The sequence below is a fragment of the Rhodococcus sp. 3258 genome (genome assembly GCF_031456475.1).
Taxonomy (GTDB): domain Bacteria; phylum Actinomycetota; class Actinomycetes; order Mycobacteriales; family Mycobacteriaceae; genus Rhodococcoides; species Rhodococcoides fascians.
In genome coordinates, this window is sequence record NZ_JAVDUT010000004.1 from 492,906 (window position 1) to 509,037 (window position 16,132).

General features: G+C 65.4%; 17 protein-coding genes. 6 read left to right on the top strand and 11 right to left on the bottom strand.

What is annotated here, in order from left to right:
• Positions 1-15: 15 nt before the first annotated feature.
• Positions 16-273 (top strand): HPr family phosphocarrier protein, encoded by a 258-nt coding sequence (locus J2X62_RS15930; RefSeq protein ID WP_027496848.1) that lies wholly within the window; start codon positions 16-18, stop codon positions 271-273.
• On the opposite strand, the gene J2X62_RS15935 is transcribed toward J2X62_RS15930, so the two are convergent.
• The 5 genes from J2X62_RS15935 to J2X62_RS15955 all read right to left on the bottom strand — a co-directional run bounded on the left by J2X62_RS15935 (position 270) and on the right by J2X62_RS15955 (position 5,526).
• On the bottom strand, positions 270-1,364 hold the full coding sequence (locus J2X62_RS15935) for a hypothetical protein (protein ID WP_310181689.1): 1,095 nt from the start codon (positions 1,362-1,364) through the stop codon (positions 270-272). The two genes, J2X62_RS15930 and J2X62_RS15935, sit on opposite strands and share 4 nt — an antisense overlap.
• A gap of 5 nt (positions 1,365-1,369) precedes the next feature.
• Positions 1,370-2,791, bottom strand: coding sequence for a GTPase HflX (hflX, locus tag J2X62_RS15940; RefSeq protein WP_051365137.1), 1,422 nt, complete (start codon positions 2,789-2,791; stop codon positions 1,370-1,372).
• A gap of 184 nt (positions 2,792-2,975) precedes the next feature.
• Positions 2,976-3,845 (bottom strand): diaminopimelate epimerase, encoded by an 870-nt coding sequence (gene dapF, locus J2X62_RS15945; protein WP_310181692.1) that lies wholly within the window; start codon positions 3,843-3,845, stop codon positions 2,976-2,978.
• A gap of 24 nt (positions 3,846-3,869) precedes the next feature.
• Positions 3,870-4,811 carry a tRNA (adenosine(37)-N6)-dimethylallyltransferase MiaA gene (miaA, locus tag J2X62_RS15950; protein WP_094622481.1) on the bottom strand — a complete coding sequence of 314 codons (942 nt, stop codon included), beginning with the start codon at positions 4,809-4,811 and terminating at the stop codon, positions 3,870-3,872.
• The gene (locus J2X62_RS15955; protein WP_032372567.1) at positions 4,804-5,526 is read right to left on the bottom strand and encodes a class III extradiol dioxygenase subunit B-like domain-containing protein; all 723 of its coding nucleotides are present in this window, start codon (positions 5,524-5,526) and stop codon (positions 4,804-4,806) included. Before J2X62_RS15955 ends, miaA begins: the two co-directional genes overlap by 8 nt.
• Before the next feature lie 152 nt (positions 5,527-5,678).
• Here J2X62_RS15955 and J2X62_RS15960 point away from each other — a divergent pair, with 152 nt between their 5' ends.
• Positions 5,679-7,154: a DUF349 domain-containing protein gene (locus tag J2X62_RS15960; RefSeq protein WP_032389872.1), complete on the top strand. Its 1,476-nt coding sequence runs from the start codon at positions 5,679-5,681 to the stop codon at positions 7,152-7,154.
• Positions 7,155-7,185: 31 nt separating this feature from the next.
• Here the strand turns inward: J2X62_RS15960 and J2X62_RS15965 are convergent, their stop codons facing one another.
• Together J2X62_RS15965 and miaB are read right to left on the bottom strand one after the other, a co-directional pair.
• On the bottom strand, positions 7,186-7,773 hold the full coding sequence (locus tag J2X62_RS15965) for a hypothetical protein (RefSeq protein ID WP_027496841.1): 588 nt from the start codon (positions 7,771-7,773) through the stop codon (positions 7,186-7,188).
• Positions 7,770-9,320, bottom strand: a complete 1,551-nt coding sequence (gene miaB, locus J2X62_RS15970) for a tRNA (N6-isopentenyl adenosine(37)-C2)-methylthiotransferase MiaB (RefSeq protein ID WP_094653102.1) — start codon at positions 9,318-9,320, stop codon at positions 7,770-7,772. Before miaB ends, J2X62_RS15965 begins: the two co-directional genes overlap by 4 nt.
• 249 nt (positions 9,321-9,569) lie before the next feature.
• On the opposite strand from miaB, the gene J2X62_RS15975 reads away from it, so the two are divergent.
• The 4 genes from J2X62_RS15975 (at position 9,570) to J2X62_RS15990 (ending at position 12,827) form a co-directional block, all read left to right on the top strand.
• Positions 9,570-10,298: an amino acid ABC transporter ATP-binding protein gene (locus J2X62_RS15975; protein WP_174557262.1), complete on the top strand. Its 729-nt coding sequence runs from the start codon at positions 9,570-9,572 to the stop codon at positions 10,296-10,298.
• Positions 10,299-10,350: 52 nt separating this feature from the next.
• Complete coding sequence (locus J2X62_RS15980; protein WP_027496838.1) at positions 10,351-11,181, top strand: glutamate ABC transporter substrate-binding protein; 831 nt, start codon at positions 10,351-10,353, stop codon at positions 11,179-11,181.
• Positions 11,182-11,277: 96 nt separating this feature from the next.
• The gene (locus J2X62_RS15985) at positions 11,278-11,955 is read left to right on the top strand and encodes an amino acid ABC transporter permease (RefSeq protein WP_027496837.1); all 678 of its coding nucleotides are present in this window, start codon (positions 11,278-11,280) and stop codon (positions 11,953-11,955) included.
• Positions 11,955-12,827: an amino acid ABC transporter permease gene (locus J2X62_RS15990; RefSeq protein ID WP_310181699.1), complete on the top strand. Its 873-nt coding sequence runs from the start codon at positions 11,955-11,957 to the stop codon at positions 12,825-12,827. The genes J2X62_RS15985 and J2X62_RS15990 overlap by 1 nt, the downstream gene beginning before the upstream one ends.
• Positions 12,828-12,923: 96 nt before the next feature.
• Here the strand turns inward: J2X62_RS15990 and J2X62_RS15995 are convergent, their stop codons facing one another.
• From J2X62_RS15995 to J2X62_RS16010, 4 genes are all read right to left on the bottom strand, one after another.
• Positions 12,924-13,475, bottom strand: coding sequence for a regulatory protein RecX (locus tag J2X62_RS15995; protein ID WP_032372568.1), 552 nt, complete (start codon positions 13,473-13,475; stop codon positions 12,924-12,926).
• A 12-nt stretch (positions 13,476-13,487) separates the two neighbouring features.
• Entirely contained in the window at positions 13,488-14,525 is a 1,038-nt protein-coding gene (gene recA / locus J2X62_RS16000) for a recombinase RecA (protein WP_027496834.1), read from the bottom strand.
• 193 nt (positions 14,526-14,718) lie between these two features.
• Entirely contained in the window at positions 14,719-14,910 is a 192-nt protein-coding gene (locus J2X62_RS16005; RefSeq protein ID WP_027496833.1) for a DUF3046 domain-containing protein, read from the bottom strand.
• Between the two features lie 10 nt (positions 14,911-14,920).
• A complete protein-coding gene (locus J2X62_RS16010) occupies positions 14,921-16,093 on the bottom strand; it encodes a glycosyltransferase (protein ID WP_032366617.1) in 1,173 nt (390 codons plus the stop codon).
• Positions 16,094-16,132: the final 39 nt, after the last annotated feature.

The following is a 16,132-nucleotide window of genomic DNA, read 5'->3' on the forward strand; positions in this document are numbered from 1 at the left end:
CGCAAGGAGCAGCACATGCCCAGCACCACAGTCGCAGTCGGATCCTCGATCGGCCTGCACGCCCGCCCCGCAGCACTGATCGCCGATGCCGTAGCCGAAGCCGGAGTCGACGTCACGCTGGCAACAGCGGACTCCGAGCCGGTGGACGCCGGTTCGGCCCTGATGATCATGACGCTCGGCGCCACCAAGGGCACCGAAGTCACCGTCACCAGCGACGACCAAGCAGCACTCGACAAGGTTGCAGCACTCGTCGAAGCAGACCTGGACGCCTAACCAGAGCGCATCGATCGCCGGACGGTGAATCCCACCGCTCCGGCGATCAGCACCACCCCGGCAGCGACGGCAGCTCGGAATTCCCATTCCGAGTCCGTCGCTGTCGTCGTCTGTGCGGGTGCCGCAGGAGCAGCAGGATCGCGGGTCGGCGACGCCGGCGTAGCCGAAGGTGTCGACAGCTCCACCGACGTCAGGTTCGGAATCTTCAAAATGGGCGGCAGCGTTCCGTCGGTCGGTGCGAACCCGGCTTCCGACGCGAGCAGAAGGGAACCGTCGTCCAGGAACGTCGCCGCCTCGCCCTGTGGCTGAGCCGGTAGCGCGTAAACGGCTCGGGGTGAGGTGGGGTCGACCAGCGCCGACGCGACGTCCCCGTCGGGCGGACGGAACACATACGCATCGGTGTACGTGCGCACCACGGCGGTCGATCCGTCTGCACTCACCGCTCCCCCGGTAGCCAGGATCGAGCCGACCACGAACGGCGGCCCACCGGCCGTACCGGTGGCCGTGAAAGCCATCTCACCGACCTTGCGCAGCGGCGTCGGGCCCGGACTGCTCAGATCGGTGACGGATTCGTCTCCGGTCGGTACGTATACCCCGCTGACACCCGAGAGTTCCTTGGTGACGATCACCGGCCGACCGCCGGGTTCGATGAGCAGTGTCTCGGCGTCGTGCGCGCCGTCGGGGTAGGCCAGTCGATACAGCTCGCCCGCGCCTGTTTCCGGGTCCATTCGCGTCAGTGCCACAGTGTCGCGGCGCAACTGATTGTCGCCGATGTCGGCCAACCACAGTGAGCCGTCGTACGACGCCATGTCCTCCACGTCGTACGGGTCGACGGGAACGTCGATCCAGCGCTGCACCGCACAATTCGCGTCGAGCACCGCCACCCGATCATCGGCACCGCTGTCGCCGATCCCGTACACGGTGCCGTCGAGCACCGTCGCACCGGACAGCTCGTCGAGTCCGGGATCGGTTGGTAGACAGTAGGTTGCAACGTCGACCGGCGCGGCCAGGGCGGTCGATGCACAGGTCAGCACGATCGCCGTGCCGACCACGGCCGCGGCACCACCACGCACCACTGCGCGCGGATTCACCGAACTCAGGCGCTGGGTACGGTCGCGGTGAACTCGACGAGGGCGGCCGCAAGTGATTGCGGCACACGAGCTTCGACGCGCGTGCCGTCCGCCTCGTGCGTCGATTGCACTATTCGGCCGTCGGTGTGGATCCGGGCGACCAGGTCGCCGCGGGTGTACGGGACGAGGACGTCGACCAACACATCGGGCTCGGACAGAATGTCGCCGAGGTGATCCCGCAGTGCATCGATGCCTTCACCGGTCTTGGCCGAGACGAATCGTGCGCCGTCGAGCAGGCCACGCAACTGCGTCAGCTGGACCGGATCTGCGGCGTCGATCTTGTTGACCACCAACAACTCCGGTGGCATCTTCGCGTCCTGCTCGCGGACCACCTCGGTGATCACTTCGCGTACTGCTTTGATTTGATCGATCGGTAGCGGATCGGAACCGTCGACCACGTGCAGCAACAGGTCGGCGTCGGTCACTTCCTCCAGCGTGGAGCGGAAGGCCTCGACCAGCTGGGTCGGCAAGTGCCGGACGAATCCGACGGTATCGGTCAGCACGATGGCGCGGCCGTCTTCGAGCGTCGACTTCCGGGTCGTCGGATCGAGGGTTGCGAACAGCGCATTCTGAACCAGCACACCGGAACCGGTCAGCGCGTTCAACAGACTCGACTTGCCCGCATTGGTGTATCCGACGATCGCGATCGACGGCACCGTGCCACTGAGCCGCTGCTCGCGTTTGGTGTCGCGAGCCTGCTTCATGCCTTTGATCTCACGGCGGAGCTTGGCCATGCGCTCACGGATGCGTCGGCGATCGGTCTCGATCTTCGTCTCACCCGGTCCACGAAGACCCACGCCGCCGTTGCTACCGGCGCGTCCACCCGCCTGACGCGACATGGATTCACCCCAGCCGCGGAGCCTGGGCAACATGTATTCCATCTGGGCGAAGGCGACCTGTGCCTTGCCTTCTCGTGACGTCGCGTGCTGCGCGAAGATGTCGAGGATCAGTGCGGTTCGATCGATGACCTTGACCTTGACGACCTTTTCCAGCGCATTGAGCTGGGCGGGCGTCAGTTCGCCGTCGCAGATCACGGTATCGGCCCCGGTCGCGAGCACGATGTCGCGCAGTTCCTTGGCTTTACCCGAGCCGATGTAGGTTGCAGCGTCGGGTTTGTCCCGGCGCTGCATCAGCGCCTCGAGTACTTCGGAGCCTGCAGTCTCGGCGAGCGCGGCCAGTTCGGTCATGCTGGATTCGGCCTGTGCCGCAGTACCGGTGGTCCATACTCCGACCAGTACGACGCGTTCGAGGCGCAACTGCCGGTACTCGACCTCGGTGACGTCGGCGAGCTCGGTCGACAGTCCGGCGACTCGTCGCAGCGCAGTCCGCTCCTCGAGTTGCATATCGCCCGAGGACGGGGAGTCATCGTCGAGGGGTGAGCGCGCCATCCGCCTCGACCATGCGTCGGACTCCTCGCGGGTCCATGCAGATGCGGTATCGGGTGAACCGTCGGCATCATGGTCGACCGGTTCGCCCGCAGGTGATGTTTCATGTGAGTTCGTCATACAACTCCCATGATCCACGAAAAGCCCAGCGTGTGCACGCGGGTTTCGCTCGGAGCCGGCGCGACGGTCAGGACTGACCGGCGAACCAACGGTCGTCGACCTCTCCCCGGGCGAGCAGTACCGACGGTCCGCGCAGGGTTGCACCGACGTGGTCGATGGCCACTCGGACCCGACCGCCGAGCACACCGACACTCACGTCTCCGGTCTCGAGCCCCTCGTAACTGAGCGCGGCAGCGGCGGCAGCGACGGTTCCGGTGCCACACGAGCGTGTCTCTCCGACGCCGCGTTCGAAGACGCGCATCTCGACTGCACCGTCGTCGAGCCGGGTCAGAATCTCGACGTTCGCACCGTGGGGAAAGAACTCGGAATCGAGAGTCGGCGGAGCGGTGAAGTCCAGCGCCCGCAACGCGGTGCGGTTCAGCGTGGGATCGACGCAGGCCAGATGCGGGTTGCCGACATCGACGCCGATCCCCTCGTACGCTGCACCGGCAAGGGTCGTCGCGCTCGAACCCAGCAGGGTGACGTCGCCCATGGCCACGGTCACGTCGGCATCGGTCTCGTCGTACGAGTGCACCGTCACCGCACGTGCGCCTGCGCGAGAGCCGACCACGAATTGATCGCGCTGCTCGAGATCGTGGACTCGCAGGTAGTGCGCGAAGACTCGGACCCCGTTTCCGCACATCTCGGCGATGGTGCCGTCACCGTTGCGGTAGTCCATGAACCAGTCGTCGGCCTCGACACCGGCCGGGATGCGATCGAGCACACCCGCGTCCCGCAGCACCCCGGCGCGCGCGACACGCAGTATCCCGTCGGCGCCGATCCCCTGCCGTCGATCACACAGCACCGCGACCGCCGACCTGGTGAGTTCGAGCTCGGCACCGGGATCCGGCAGCACGACGAAATCGTTCTGCGTTCCGTGGCCCTTGGCGAATTCCATGTCGGCGAGTCTACGGGGACCGACCTAGCCGAGTTCGATCGCGGACAGCGCATCCGACCGCAGGGTGGGCGATGCGCCGTCGAGCCACCGCACTCGTTCGTCGCGGCGGAACCACGACCGCTGGCGACGCACATAGCGCCTGGTGCCGATGAACGTCCGCTCCCGCGCATGGTCGACGTCGTATTCCCCGGCCAGCACATCGAGCGCCTGGGCGTAGCCGATCGCCCGTGACGCCGTCACCCCGTCGCGCAGGCCGAGCTCCAGCAACCCTTCGACCTCGTCGAGCAACCCGGAATCGAACATGCGCCGAGTACGCAGATCGATCCTCTCGTCCAACTCTGCGGTGTCGCGGTCGACGCCGAGCACCACCGTGCCCCAGCGCGGTTCACCGATGACGGGGGCCGAGGCCGCGAAAGGCCGACCGGTCAATTCGACCACTTCCAAGGCCCGCACCATCCGCCGTCCGTCCGTGGGCAGGATCGACGCGGCAGCGTCCGGATCGACCTCCGTCAGAGCGCGGTGGATCGCGTCGACTCCGTCGCGTTCGAGCACCGCCTCCCACTTGGCCCGGACGACCGGGTCCGTGGCGGGAAAGGCCCATTCGTCGAGCAGTGATTGGACGTACATCATCGAACCGCCCACGATGATCGGCCGACGGCCACGGGATCGAATGTTCTCGACGTCGGCGACGGCAGCAGATTGGTAACGCGCCACCGTCGCGATATCGGTGACCTCGAGCACATCGAGCTGATGGTGCACGATGCCGCGGCGCTCCGGCACGGTCACTTTCGCGGTACCGATGTCCATCCCCCGGTATTGCTGCATCGCGTCGATGTTGACGATCTCCCCGCCCAGCTCCTCGGCCAGGTCCAGCGCCAGGTCCGATTTGCCCGCTGCGGTCGGTCCGATCACTGCCACCGGTGTCGTGGCCGAATCCTCGGCGGTCGCCCCGGTTTCGTCAGCCACGGGACCAGACTCCGACGAAGTATCCGACACCGAACGGTGCGCCCCGATACAGCTCGGTCGTCGAGACGGGGTCGGTTCCCACGAGTGCGGCGAGCATCTGCACGGCCGGTCGGCCCCGCACGCCGATCGCTGCGCAGAGGCCCTCGTCGAGCTCCGCGAGGGCGTCGACGTCGGCGGTGGCAAGAGCATCGTCGATGCGACGCTGCACGTCCGCGGCGCGCGAATCGAACGACCCCGGTGCCTTCGGGGTGAGGGTGTTCGCGCCGTCTGCCAGCACCAACACTCCCCACCTGTCGTCGGACGCGTCGAGTTCGCGGCGCAGTTGCATCCCAGCGTGCGAGCACCATCGTGCGCTCGCGTCCGCGGGTACCGTGCGGACCTCGATTGCCCTGTCGGCCGCCGCCGCACCGCGCAGCCAGCCGGCGAGGAGAACCGCCAGCGGCAACTCGGGGTCCGGCCCGGACCGTGCCGGCGAACCGGACAGCCGCACCTCCACATCGACGCCGTACCCACGCATGGTACCGACCGTCGTCTCGTCGTAACGCCCCTCGCCGTCGTCGACGCCGACCGCGAGCCACCGGTCGGCCACCGCGGACAGCTGCTCGACAGCAGACACAGCAGCGGCCCGAAGCTCGGTTGCCTCGGCTGCTGCCCGGCCCATCAGTTCGGGGACCAGTAACGGCGGAGAGGGCACCAGGGCCGCGGCACAGAACACACGTATCACGCTAGTCGGTGACGCGACTTGGCCGGACGAGTCCACCTCGAACCGTCTGAGCTGTTTCAATGGTCCGATCGGTCGTCACCGAGTTCAATGGTGTCCAGATCGCGATCGTAGGCAGCCGTGACGCGCGGCAGAGATGAGGAACAATGACCGACCCGAACGCCGGTACCCCCACCACCCCCGACGCCCCGTCGTCGGTTGCACCCGCCGATCATTCCGGCGGTGACGCGACCGGTACACCTCCGACCGGAGGACCCAAGCCAGGTGGCGGCCCCAAGCCCGGCGGCGGACCGAAGCCCGGCGGACCGAGTTCTGCTTCTCCTCGTCCCGGGGCACCCCGCCCCGGTGGCTCCTCGGCAGCCAAGCCGCACCCGACGGCCGCGCATGTGCCCACCGTGGTCGCGCCGGCGAGCGATCCGAGCAAGTACGGCCGGGTCGACGACGACGGCACCGCGTGGGTGAGCACCTCGGACGGCGAGCGTCAGGTCGGCTCCTGGCAAGCGGGCGACGCAGCGGAAGGCCTCGCGCATTTCGGGCGGCGCTACGACGATCTGGCCACCGAGGTCGGACTGCTCGAAGCCCGATTGACGTCGGGTACCGGTGATGCCAAGAAAACCAAGGCTGCGGCCTCGGCGCTGCTGGAGAGCCTGCCGACGGCTGCGGTGATCGGCGACCTCGATCTGCTGGCTCGCCGACTCCACGCCGTCGTCGAGCACTCCGACGCAGCAGCGGCGGTCGCCAAGCAGGAGAAGGAGCTCGAACGCGCCGAGCACACTGCCCGTAAGGAAGCCCTCGCCGCCGAGGCCGAGCAGATCGGCAGTGAATCGACGCAGTGGAAGCATGCCGGGGACCGGCTGCGCGAGATTCTGGATGAATGGAAGACGATCCGCGGGGTGGATCGAAAGATCGACGATGCGCTGTGGAAGCGGTACTCGAAGGCCAGGGAGAACTTCAACCGGCGTCGTGGAGCGCATTTCGCTGATCTCGATCGGGAGCGAGGAGCAGCCAAGACCCGCAAGGAAGAGCTGGTCGAGCGCGCAAAAGCGTTGTCCTCGTCCACCGATTGGGGTCCCACTGCAGCAGCATTCCGAGACCTGTTGGTGGAGTGGAAAGCGTCGGGCCGGGCTCCGCGGGACGCCGACGACGCATTGTGGAAGAACTTCAAGGCCGCCCAGGACGTATTCTTCGCGGCACGCAACGCCGCGGCGTCGGAGCGGGACGCGGAATTCGAGGCCAACGCCGAGGCCAAGGAAGCGTTGTTGGCAAAGACACATATCGATCCGAGCAAGGACCTGGACGCTGCTCGTGCGGCGCTGCGTGATCTGCAGGACAAGTGGGACGCCATCGGCAAGGTTCCGCGCGAGAAGATGCAGGAACTCGAAGGCAAGCTCCGGGCGATCGAGAAGTCCGTCCACGACGCCGTGGAGTCTCAGTGGCGTCGTTCCGACCCCGAGGCGGTTGCCCGCGCGGCCCAGTTCCGTGAGCGAGTGGCCCAGTTCGAGGATCAAGCGGCCAAGGCGACGGCGGCAGGCAAGACCAAGGACGCCGAGCGGGCGCGTGCGCAGGCCCAGCAGTGGCGTGAATGGGCCGATGCCGCGGAAAGTGCCGTCGACGAGTTGTGACCTGCAGTGCGGTGCGGGCGGCCACACGAACTCAGGGGTTCGAGTGGCCGTCCCACAGGCGTAGCTTCTGCTCGCCCGACGCCGCCGCGATACGGCGCTGTTCCTGAGCGGCGAGCTGAGAGTTGGTCTTGTTCCATACGGCTTTGAGCCAATGGAACGTCAGCACCATCACCGCGATCCACGCAATGACGAGACCGATGCCCGGTCCGCCGCCCTGCAGGTTGTCCGGCACGGTCTGCCGCGTCCAGATCGAAAGCATCCCGTACACCGACGACACCGCACACCCGGCGAGAGCGGCCCAGGCCAGCGCCCAGACGCGGGTGACCAGCGCCAGCACCGACATCACCACACCGAACGTCAGCACCAGCACGACGAAAACGCGCGACGGCAGGGCAATCGATTCCGCGGCTGCTGCGTCGCTGCCCGTCAGCACGTCGAATCCGGTGGCCGATCCGGTGTGCGGCAACGCGAACGTGACCAACAGGACCAGCACCAGCCCGGCCACCACCATGGCTCGCGCTCCCGGATCCAGCTCGGTCATCACCGCCCGCTCGGTTCGTCCGAGTTCCTCGGCGGTTCGCGAGGGTACGACGCGATCGGGTCCATCTGTGTCTGTCATACGGTGCATCCTGTCTGAACCGGAAGCGGTGCCGGGGCACCGATCGAGGGAAGTCCGAGACCGACCCCGATCGGGGCCGTCTTCGGCATGATGCCGCGTTCGTGGGCGTCGCCTGCCGCGGTCCGTCGGTGCGTCAGCACTCCGGCGTCGGCGATCAGGTGGTACGGGGCCGCGGCGGTCAGGGTCGTCGTGACGACGTCGCCCGGGCGAATGTCGCCCGCTCGCTCGGCGTCGACGGCGAAGTGCACCAGTCGGCCGTCCCTGGCGCGTCCGCTCATCCGATGAGTTGCGTTGTTCTTGCGCCCCTCACCGGTGGCGACGAGCAATTCGACCTCGGTGCCGATCAGGGCCTGGTTCGCGGCCAGGACGATCTCCTCCTGCAGCGCGATCAACCGCAGATACCGTTCCTGTACAACCTCTTTCGGTACCTGATCGGGCATGTCGGCCGCCGGGGTACCCGGGCGCTTTGAGTACTGGAAGGTGTACGCGTTGGCGAACTTCGCACGCCGCACCACCTCGAGCGTCTGCTCGAAATCCTCTTCGGTCTCGCCGGGGAAACCGACGATGATGTCGGTGGTGATCGCCGCGTGCGGCATGGCCGCGCGAACCTTGTCGATGATGCCCATGAACTTCGTCTGTCGATAGGACCTGCGCATCGCCTTGAGGATTCGGTCCGAGCCGGACTGCAGCGGCATGTGCAGAGTGGGACAGATGTTCGGGGTCGATGCCATCGCCTCGATGACGTCGTCGGTGAACTCGGCCGGATGCGGAGACGTGAACCGCACTCGCTCGAGTCCGTCGATGGATCCGCACGCGGTCAGCAGCGCGGCGAACGCCCCGCGGTCGCGAGGCAGATCGGGGTCGGCGAACGAGGCACCGTAGGCGTTGACGTTCTGTCCCAGCAGCGTCACCTCCAGCACGCCCTGGTCCACCAAAGCCTGTACCTCGGCAAGGATGTCGCCCGGCCTGCGGTCGATCTCCTTGCCGCGCAGCGCCGGAACGATGCAGAACGTGCAGGTGTTGTTGCAGCCCACCGATATCGATACCCAGCCGGCGTACGCGGACTCCCGCTTGGCCGGCAGGGTCGACGGGAAGGCGTCGAGCGACTCGAGTATCTCGACCTGAGCCTGCTCGTTGTGCCGGGCGCGCTCGAGCAGTACCGGCAGCGACCCGATGTTGTGCGTACCGAAGACCACGTCCACCCACGGAGCCCTGTCCACGACGGTGTTGCGGTCCTTCTGCGCCAGGCAACCGCCGACGGCAATCTGCATGTTGGGGTTTCGCGTCTTCGCGGGCCGGAGCATGCCGAGGTTTCCGTACAGCTTGTTGTCCGCGTTCTCGCGTACAGCGCACGTGTTGAACACGACGAGATCTGCGTCGGTACCGGCGTCGGCGGGCACGTAACCGGCCTCTTCGAGCAGCCCGGACAGGCGTTCGGAGTCATGAACGTTCATCTGGCAGCCGTGTGTGCGCACCTCGTAGCTGCGGGCACCTGCCGCCGATGGGGCACTGGCCGTCTCGGGGTCGACGCTCCCGCGATCGGTCACGTCCACGGTCGAAAAAACACTCGTTTGCACCTCTTCAGGGTACGTCCATCGCACGGGCGGACACGCCGGGGTCACGGGGCCCTCCGCGGACTGTGCAGGCGCTATGCGTGCCGACAGTAAAGTTTCCATTACATAATCGAAGACTGCGGGCGAAAACGCCGGTCGGCGAGGAAACTACGCATAGGGTTTCCACCTATGACGCACGCCACCGACGCCCCGGCAGCGACACCACCGCCGGGCGCCCCTTCGATGATCTCGCTCAAATCCGTCGACAAGCACTTCGGTGATCTGCACGTACTCAAGGACATCAATCTCGAAGTGCCGGCCGGCCAGGTCGTCATCGTCGTGGGTCCGTCCGGATCCGGCAAGTCGACGCTGTGCCGGACGATCAACCGGTTGGAGCCGATCGATTCCGGTGCCATCGAGGTCGACGGGGATCTACTCCCCGCCGAGGGCAAGGCCCTCGCTGCACTGCGTGCGGATGTCGGCATGGTGTTCCAGTCGTTCAACCTCTTCGCACACAAGACCATTCTGCAGAACGTCATGCTGGCACCGATGAAGGTGAGAAAGCTCAAGAAGGACGAGGCCGAGAAGAGCGCACTGGCTCTGCTCGAACGCGTCGGCATCGCCAACCAGGCAGACAAGTACCCGGCTCAGCTGTCGGGTGGTCAGCAACAGCGCGTGGCCATCGCCCGCTCACTCGCCATGAACCCCAAAGTGATGCTCTTCGACGAGCCCACCTCGGCCCTGGATCCGGAGATGGTCAACGAGGTACTCGACGTCATGACCTCGCTGGCCAAGGAGGGCATGACAATGCTCGTCGTCACCCACGAGATGGGCTTCGCCCGCAAGGCAGGCGACCGAGTCATCTTCATGGCCGACGGTGCCGTCGTCGAGGACACCGATCCCGAAACCTTCTTCAAGTCCCCGAAGTCCGAACGCGCCAAGGACTTCCTCGGCAAGATCCTCGGTCACTGATCAGATTCACCGCTCGTCCCCGTACGTACGACCTATCCGAAGGACATTCACTGTGAGAATCACCCGACCGCTTCGCCTCGGTGTCGCCATCGCCGCTCTGTCCATCGTCGCCACCGCCTGCGGCGGCGGCGAAGAAGCGCGCACCATCTCGAGCAGCGCCGAGAACGGCAGCCTCATCGTCGGCATCAAGTTCGATCAGCCGGGCCTCGGCCTCCGCAATCCGGACGGCTCGTTCAGCGGCTTCGACGTCGAGGTGGCCAAGTACGTCGCAGGCAAGCTCGGTGTCGACGAGGCGAACATCGAATTCAAGGAATCCCCGTCCGCGCAGCGCGAGACGCTGATCCAGAACGGTGAGGTCGACTACATCGTCGCCACCTACTCCATCACCGACACCCGCAAGGAGAAGGTCGGCTTCGCCGGACCGTACTTCGTGGCAGGTCAGTCGCTCCTGGTGAAGCAGGACAACACCGACATCACCGGTCCCGATTCGCTCGAGGGCAAGAAGCTGTGCTCGGTCACCGGTTCCACCCCGGCACAGAACATCGCCGACGAGTACCCGGGAGTCCAGCTTCAGCCGTTCGACACCTACTCCGCCTGCGTCGAAGCACTGCGCAACGGCACCGTGGACGCCGTCACCACCGACGACATCATCCTTGCCGGTTACGCCGCTCAGTCCCCCGGTCAGTTCAAGGTGGTCGGTGAGCCCTTCACCACGGAGAACTACGGCATCGGCCTGAACAAGGACGACACCGACGGACGCAACAAGATCAACGACGCCATCGAAGAGATGGTGACCAGCGGTGCCTGGGAGCAGGCGTTCAACGACACCGTCGGCGCGTCGGGCTACCCGCTGCCGAGCCCGCCCACCGTCGACCGCTACTGATCGACTGCTACTGATCGACCACGCCGTCGTGTCCCGCTCGTCGCGGGCGGGACACGACGGCTCGATCTCGCCGAGCCGTGAGGATCAACAAGCACCGTGAACCTATTGAGCAAGTACGGCGATCAACTGATCGACGCGTTCCTCTCGACCATCTACCTGACGTTGGCATCCCTCGTCGGTGCGTTGGTCATCGGAACGATCATCGCCGCGATGCGCGTATCACCCATTCCGATTGCGCGCGGAATTGCGGCGACGTACGTCACCATCTTTCGTAACACCCCCTTGACCCTGATCATTCTGTTCACCTCGTTCGGGCTGTATCAGACAATGGGCGTTTCTCTGGCGTCGGAGTCCTCACCGACGTCACTCGACGACAACAACTTTCGATTGGCAATCCTCGGGCTGAGCATCTACACCGCGTCGTTCGTGGCCGAGTCACTGCGATCGGGCATCAACACCGTCCCGGTGGGGCAGGCCGAAGCGGGCCGCTCGCTGGGAATGACGTTCACCCAGAACATCTCGATCGTCGTTCTTCCTCAGGCGTTCCGCGCGGTGGTCGGCCCGCTGGGAAGCGTCGTGATCGCGTTGACGAAGAACACGACCATCGCATCGGTCATCGGCGTCGCCGAGGCGTCGTTCCTGATGAAGAACATGATCGAGAACGAGGCCGCGATCTTCGTCGTCGGCGGAATCTTCGCGCTCGGCTTCATGATCTTGACGCTCCCGACCGGGTTGCTGTTCGGCTACATCAGCAAGCGATTGGCGGTGTCATGATGAGTGATGCAGTAGCAGTTCTGTACGACGTTCCCGGACCCAAAGCGGTACTGCGATACCGCATTCTGACTGTCGTCGTCGCGGTGATCTCGCTCGGAATCGCATTTCTGATCTACCGCGCCCTCGACTCGAAGGGGCAGCTCACTGCCGAGAAGTGGGACCCGTTCCTCGAATCGACAACGTGGACCACGTATCTGTTGCCCGGTATTCAGGGAACTCTGGTCGCGGCGGCATTGTCGATCGTGTTCGCCCTGATTCTCGGTGCCGTCCTCGGCATCGGCCGCCTCTCGGATCACCGCGCTGTACGGATCGTCAGCGGTGCGATCGTCGAATTGTTCCGTGCAGTTCCCGTGCTGATCCTGATGATCTTCCTGTACGCGGTGTACGCCGATTACGAGGTCTTCAAGGTCAAGTACCTGGCGTTGGCCGCGGTGGTCACCGGCCTCACTCTGTACAACGGATCGGTGATCGCCGAGATCGTACGTGCCGGAGTCAATTCACTGCCGAAGGGTCAGCGCGAAGCCGCCTCGGCGCTGGGCATGCGCAAGAGCCAGGTCATGACCCTGGTACTGCTCCCCCAGGCCGTGACCGCGATGCTGCCCGCCATCATCTCGCAGATGGTGGTGGCACTGAAGGACTCGGCGCTGGGATACATCATCGGGTACGTCGAAGTAGTCCGTTCCGGTCAGCAGGTCGGCGCGTTCTACAGCAACTACCTCCCGTCGCTGATCATCGTCGCCGTCATCATGATCATCATCAACTCGGCGTTGACGAAACTGGCGACCGTGGTCGAGCGGCGTCTGCGATCGCGAAAGCGTAAGGGCGGCAACGCCGCTGTCGTGCCTGCGCTCGACGGCGGTCAAGCGGCCTGAGCTCCGCACCGTTCGGCTGCACAGCAGTATGGCCCGCAACACCGATGGTGTTGCGGGCCATACTGTTTCTCGACTTCCTGGACTCGATGTGGACGATCACATCGAGTCTGGGCCGTCGAAGTCTTCGGTGTCGGCTCCCACGCGATCGAGTTGTTCCTTGACCACGGCGAATGCCATTCCCTGCGAGTAGCCGCGGCGGGCCAGCATCCCGACCAACTTGCGCACCACTTTGTCGCGTTCGACTCGTGCGTCGGGCCCGTTCGGATCCGGCAGATGCAGCGTTCGGAATCGTTTGCGCACCAACTCCGCAGCACGCTGACGCTCGTCTTCGGCATCGATCAGATCCAGGGCGTTCACGGCCAACTCGTTGCTGACGCCTTTGTTCCGCAGCTCCATGCTCAGAGCGCGTTTGCCCTTGCCGGAGTACTTGTGCCGAGATTGAACCCACTGCTCCGCAAACGACTCGTCGTCGACGAGTTTCGCCTTCTCGAGTCGGTCGAGCACTGCGGTGGAGACCTCGTCGGTGAAACCCTTCTTGGCCAAGCTGGCTTCGAGTTCGTGTCTGCTGCGGGCCCGGTCGGTCAGCAGCCGAAGGCAGACGTCTTTCGCCTGCGCTTCGGTGCCGCCGCCGTTGTCTCGCTGCTGCACAGCGAACCCAGGTTAGAAGTCGACCGGAGCAGCTGCGGGCTCCTCTGCGGTGACGTCCGCACCGATCTGCAGCTTCTCCATGATCTTCTTCTCGATTTCGTCACGCACATCGGGATTCTCGAGCATGAACTTACGGGCGTTCTCCTTGCCCTGTCCGAGCTGATCGCCTTCGTAGGTGAACCACGAGCCCGACTTGCGGATGAACCCGTGCTCGACACCCATGTCGATCAACGAGCCTTCACGGCTGATGCCCTTGCCGTAGATGATGTCGAATTCGGCCTGCTTGAACGGCGGCGCGACCTTGTTCTTGACGACCTTGACACGGGTGCGGTTACCGATGGCCTCGGTTCCGTCCTTCAGCGTCTCGATCCGACGGATGTCCAGACGTACCGAGGCATAGAACTTCAATGCCTTACCACCGGTGGTGGTTTCGGGGGAACCGAACATGACGCCGATCTTTTCGCGCAACTGGTTGATGAAGATCACGGTGGTACCGGAGTTGCTCATGGCACCGGTGATCTTGCGCAGCGCCTGGCTCATCAGACGGGCCTGCAGACCCACGTGACTGTCACCCATCTCGCCTTCGATCTCGGCGCGCGGTACCAGTGCGGCCACCGAGTCGACGACGAGGATGTCGAGGGCACCGGAGCGAATCAACATGTCGGCGATTTCCAGGGCCTGCTCACCGGTGTCGGGCTGCGAGACCAACAGTGCGTCGGTGTCGACACCGAGCTTCTTCGCGTAGTCGGGATCGAGCGCGTGCTCGGCATCGATGAACGCGGCGATTCCGCCGGCACGCTGAGCGCTGGCCACCGCGTGCAATGCGACGGTGGTCTTACCCGAGGACTCAGGACCGTAGACCTCGATGACTCGGCCGCGGGGCAGACCTCCGATGCCGAGTGCCACGTCGAGCGCGATCGATCCCGTGGGGATGACGGCGATGGGCTGACGGACCTCGTCGCCGAGGCGCATCACCGAGCCCTTACCGAAATTCTTGTCGATCTGCGCGAGTGCGAGATCGAGCGCTTTGTCGCGGTCGTATGCAGCCATCGTGAGCTCCCTGTGTCGTTTCGTTCAGCTGTGTCTGTCGATCAGCTTGTTGGCGGTAACGCTAGAACGGGGTACCGACAAGAAGTTCTTCGAGACCGGCCAGCAACCGTTGACATCAGCATAGGCGAACACGTGTTCGAGTCAACTACCACGGCTTTCGACACGCCGAGCGACTCGAGCCGATGCAGTGGAGCTACCAACGTTCCTTGGGCACATCGAACTCGTAACAGATCGACCGCCATACTTCCCGCGGGTCGACACCGTCTTCGATGGCCTGCGCGCCCGTCCGTCCGATACCGGACAGCACATGATCGGCGAGCAGGGAATTGCCTCGAACGGAGCCGAACTCCTCGGTGAGCAGTTCACGAAATTCGGTCAGACGCACATCGATCAGCCTAACGCCCGCCCTCGGCGTCGCTACCGGCGAGCACCTCGCGGCAGACCGAGACAGGATCCTCGACGTGATGCGCGCCTGCAGCCGCCGAGGTCGCTGCCGCCGCATGACGAGGGTCGGACAGCACGGCGGACACGGCGTCGGCAATTGCACCCGCGGTGGCGGGACGCACCAGTACGGCACTCCCCTGCCGAGCGGCCCGGTTCGCCAGCTCCCATTGATCGCCGCCGCCCGGCACGGTGACCACTGGAACTCCGTGGATGAGCGCCTTGGCCAACATGCCGTGACCACCTCCGCACACCACGACATCGGCGCGGCGCAGCAATTCGTCCTGGCGACCGAGTCCGGCATTCGCCCATTCCGGCACGTCGTCGGGCCCCCCGTCGAGCACCGAGGCCACTACCCGGACGCCTGTGCCGTCCAATCCCTTCAGAGCCATCTCCAACATTCCCTCGGCCCCGGTGAACGCCGTCGACGGGGCCACCATCACCAGCGGCGTATCGCCGGCGGGGACGTCGAGCAATTCGTCGGTGGGCTCCCACAGCAGTGGGCCCACCACATGGGCATCCCCCGGCCAGTCGGGCCGCGGCACTTCGAGTGCGGGAATGGTGGCGATGAGCCGAGCAGCCGGCCCGGGATCGCGTGCGGGTAGTCCGATGCTCACTCGGGCGTCGGCGCGCTGTTGCTGCCCGCGGGCGATAGAGCGCGCCGTCAACGCGCGCATCACCGTATCGCGAAGACGACCCCGAACACCGCGTCCGGGCGCGAGCCCACTTCCGATGGGCGGCAACCCCTTCGATGGCGAATACAGCGGGTGGGGCGAGAGCTCGACCCAGGGAATTCCCAATCGCTCGGCAGCCATTCCGCCTCCGGCCGTGAGAATATCGGAGACCACCAGATCGACGTTCTCGCGCTCGAGGTCCGGCAACAGTTCTGTCGCGACAAAGGCTGCGCGCGAATGAATTCGCTGCCCGGCATCGAGATCGTCGTCCTCCGGTCGCGGCAGCAGGCCACCCAGTGGGAGCGTGCGAAGACCGGCCGCTCTGGCGTCGCCGACCCACCGGCTTCCGGTGAACAGGACCGGATCGTCACCCGCCCGCTCGAACAACAGCGACAAGGCGATAGCGGGAAACGCATGTCCTGGGTCCGGGCCGGCCACCACTGCTACTCGCACGCGCTCAGCGTGCCACATCGCCGCGCTGGACGATCACCG

Excerpts from the sequence above, each read along its gene's own strand:
- J2X62_RS15930 (WP_027496848.1), top strand. The coding sequence starts at position 16 with ATGCCCAGCACCACAGTCGCAGTCGGATCCTCGATCGGCCTGCACGCC.
- J2X62_RS15975 (WP_174557262.1), top strand. The coding sequence starts at position 9,570 with ATGATCTCGCTCAAATCCGTCGACAAGCACTTCGGTGATCTGCACGTA.
- J2X62_RS15965 (WP_027496841.1), bottom strand. The coding sequence starts at position 7,773 with ATGACAGACACAGATGGACCCGATCGCGTCGTACCCTCGCGAACCGCC.
- dapF (WP_310181692.1), bottom strand. The coding sequence starts at position 3,845 with ATGGAATTCGCCAAGGGCCACGGAACGCAGAACGATTTCGTCGTGCTG.
- hflX (WP_051365137.1), bottom strand. The coding sequence starts at position 2,791 with ATGGCGCGCTCACCCCTCGACGATGACTCCCCGTCCTCGGGCGATATG.
- J2X62_RS15990 (WP_310181699.1), top strand. The coding sequence starts at position 11,955 with ATGAGTGATGCAGTAGCAGTTCTGTACGACGTTCCCGGACCCAAAGCG.
- J2X62_RS15960 (WP_032389872.1), top strand. The coding sequence starts at position 5,679 with ATGACCGACCCGAACGCCGGTACCCCCACCACCCCCGACGCCCCGTCG.
- recA (WP_027496834.1), bottom strand. The coding sequence starts at position 14,525 with ATGGCTGCATACGACCGCGACAAAGCGCTCGATCTCGCACTCGCGCAG.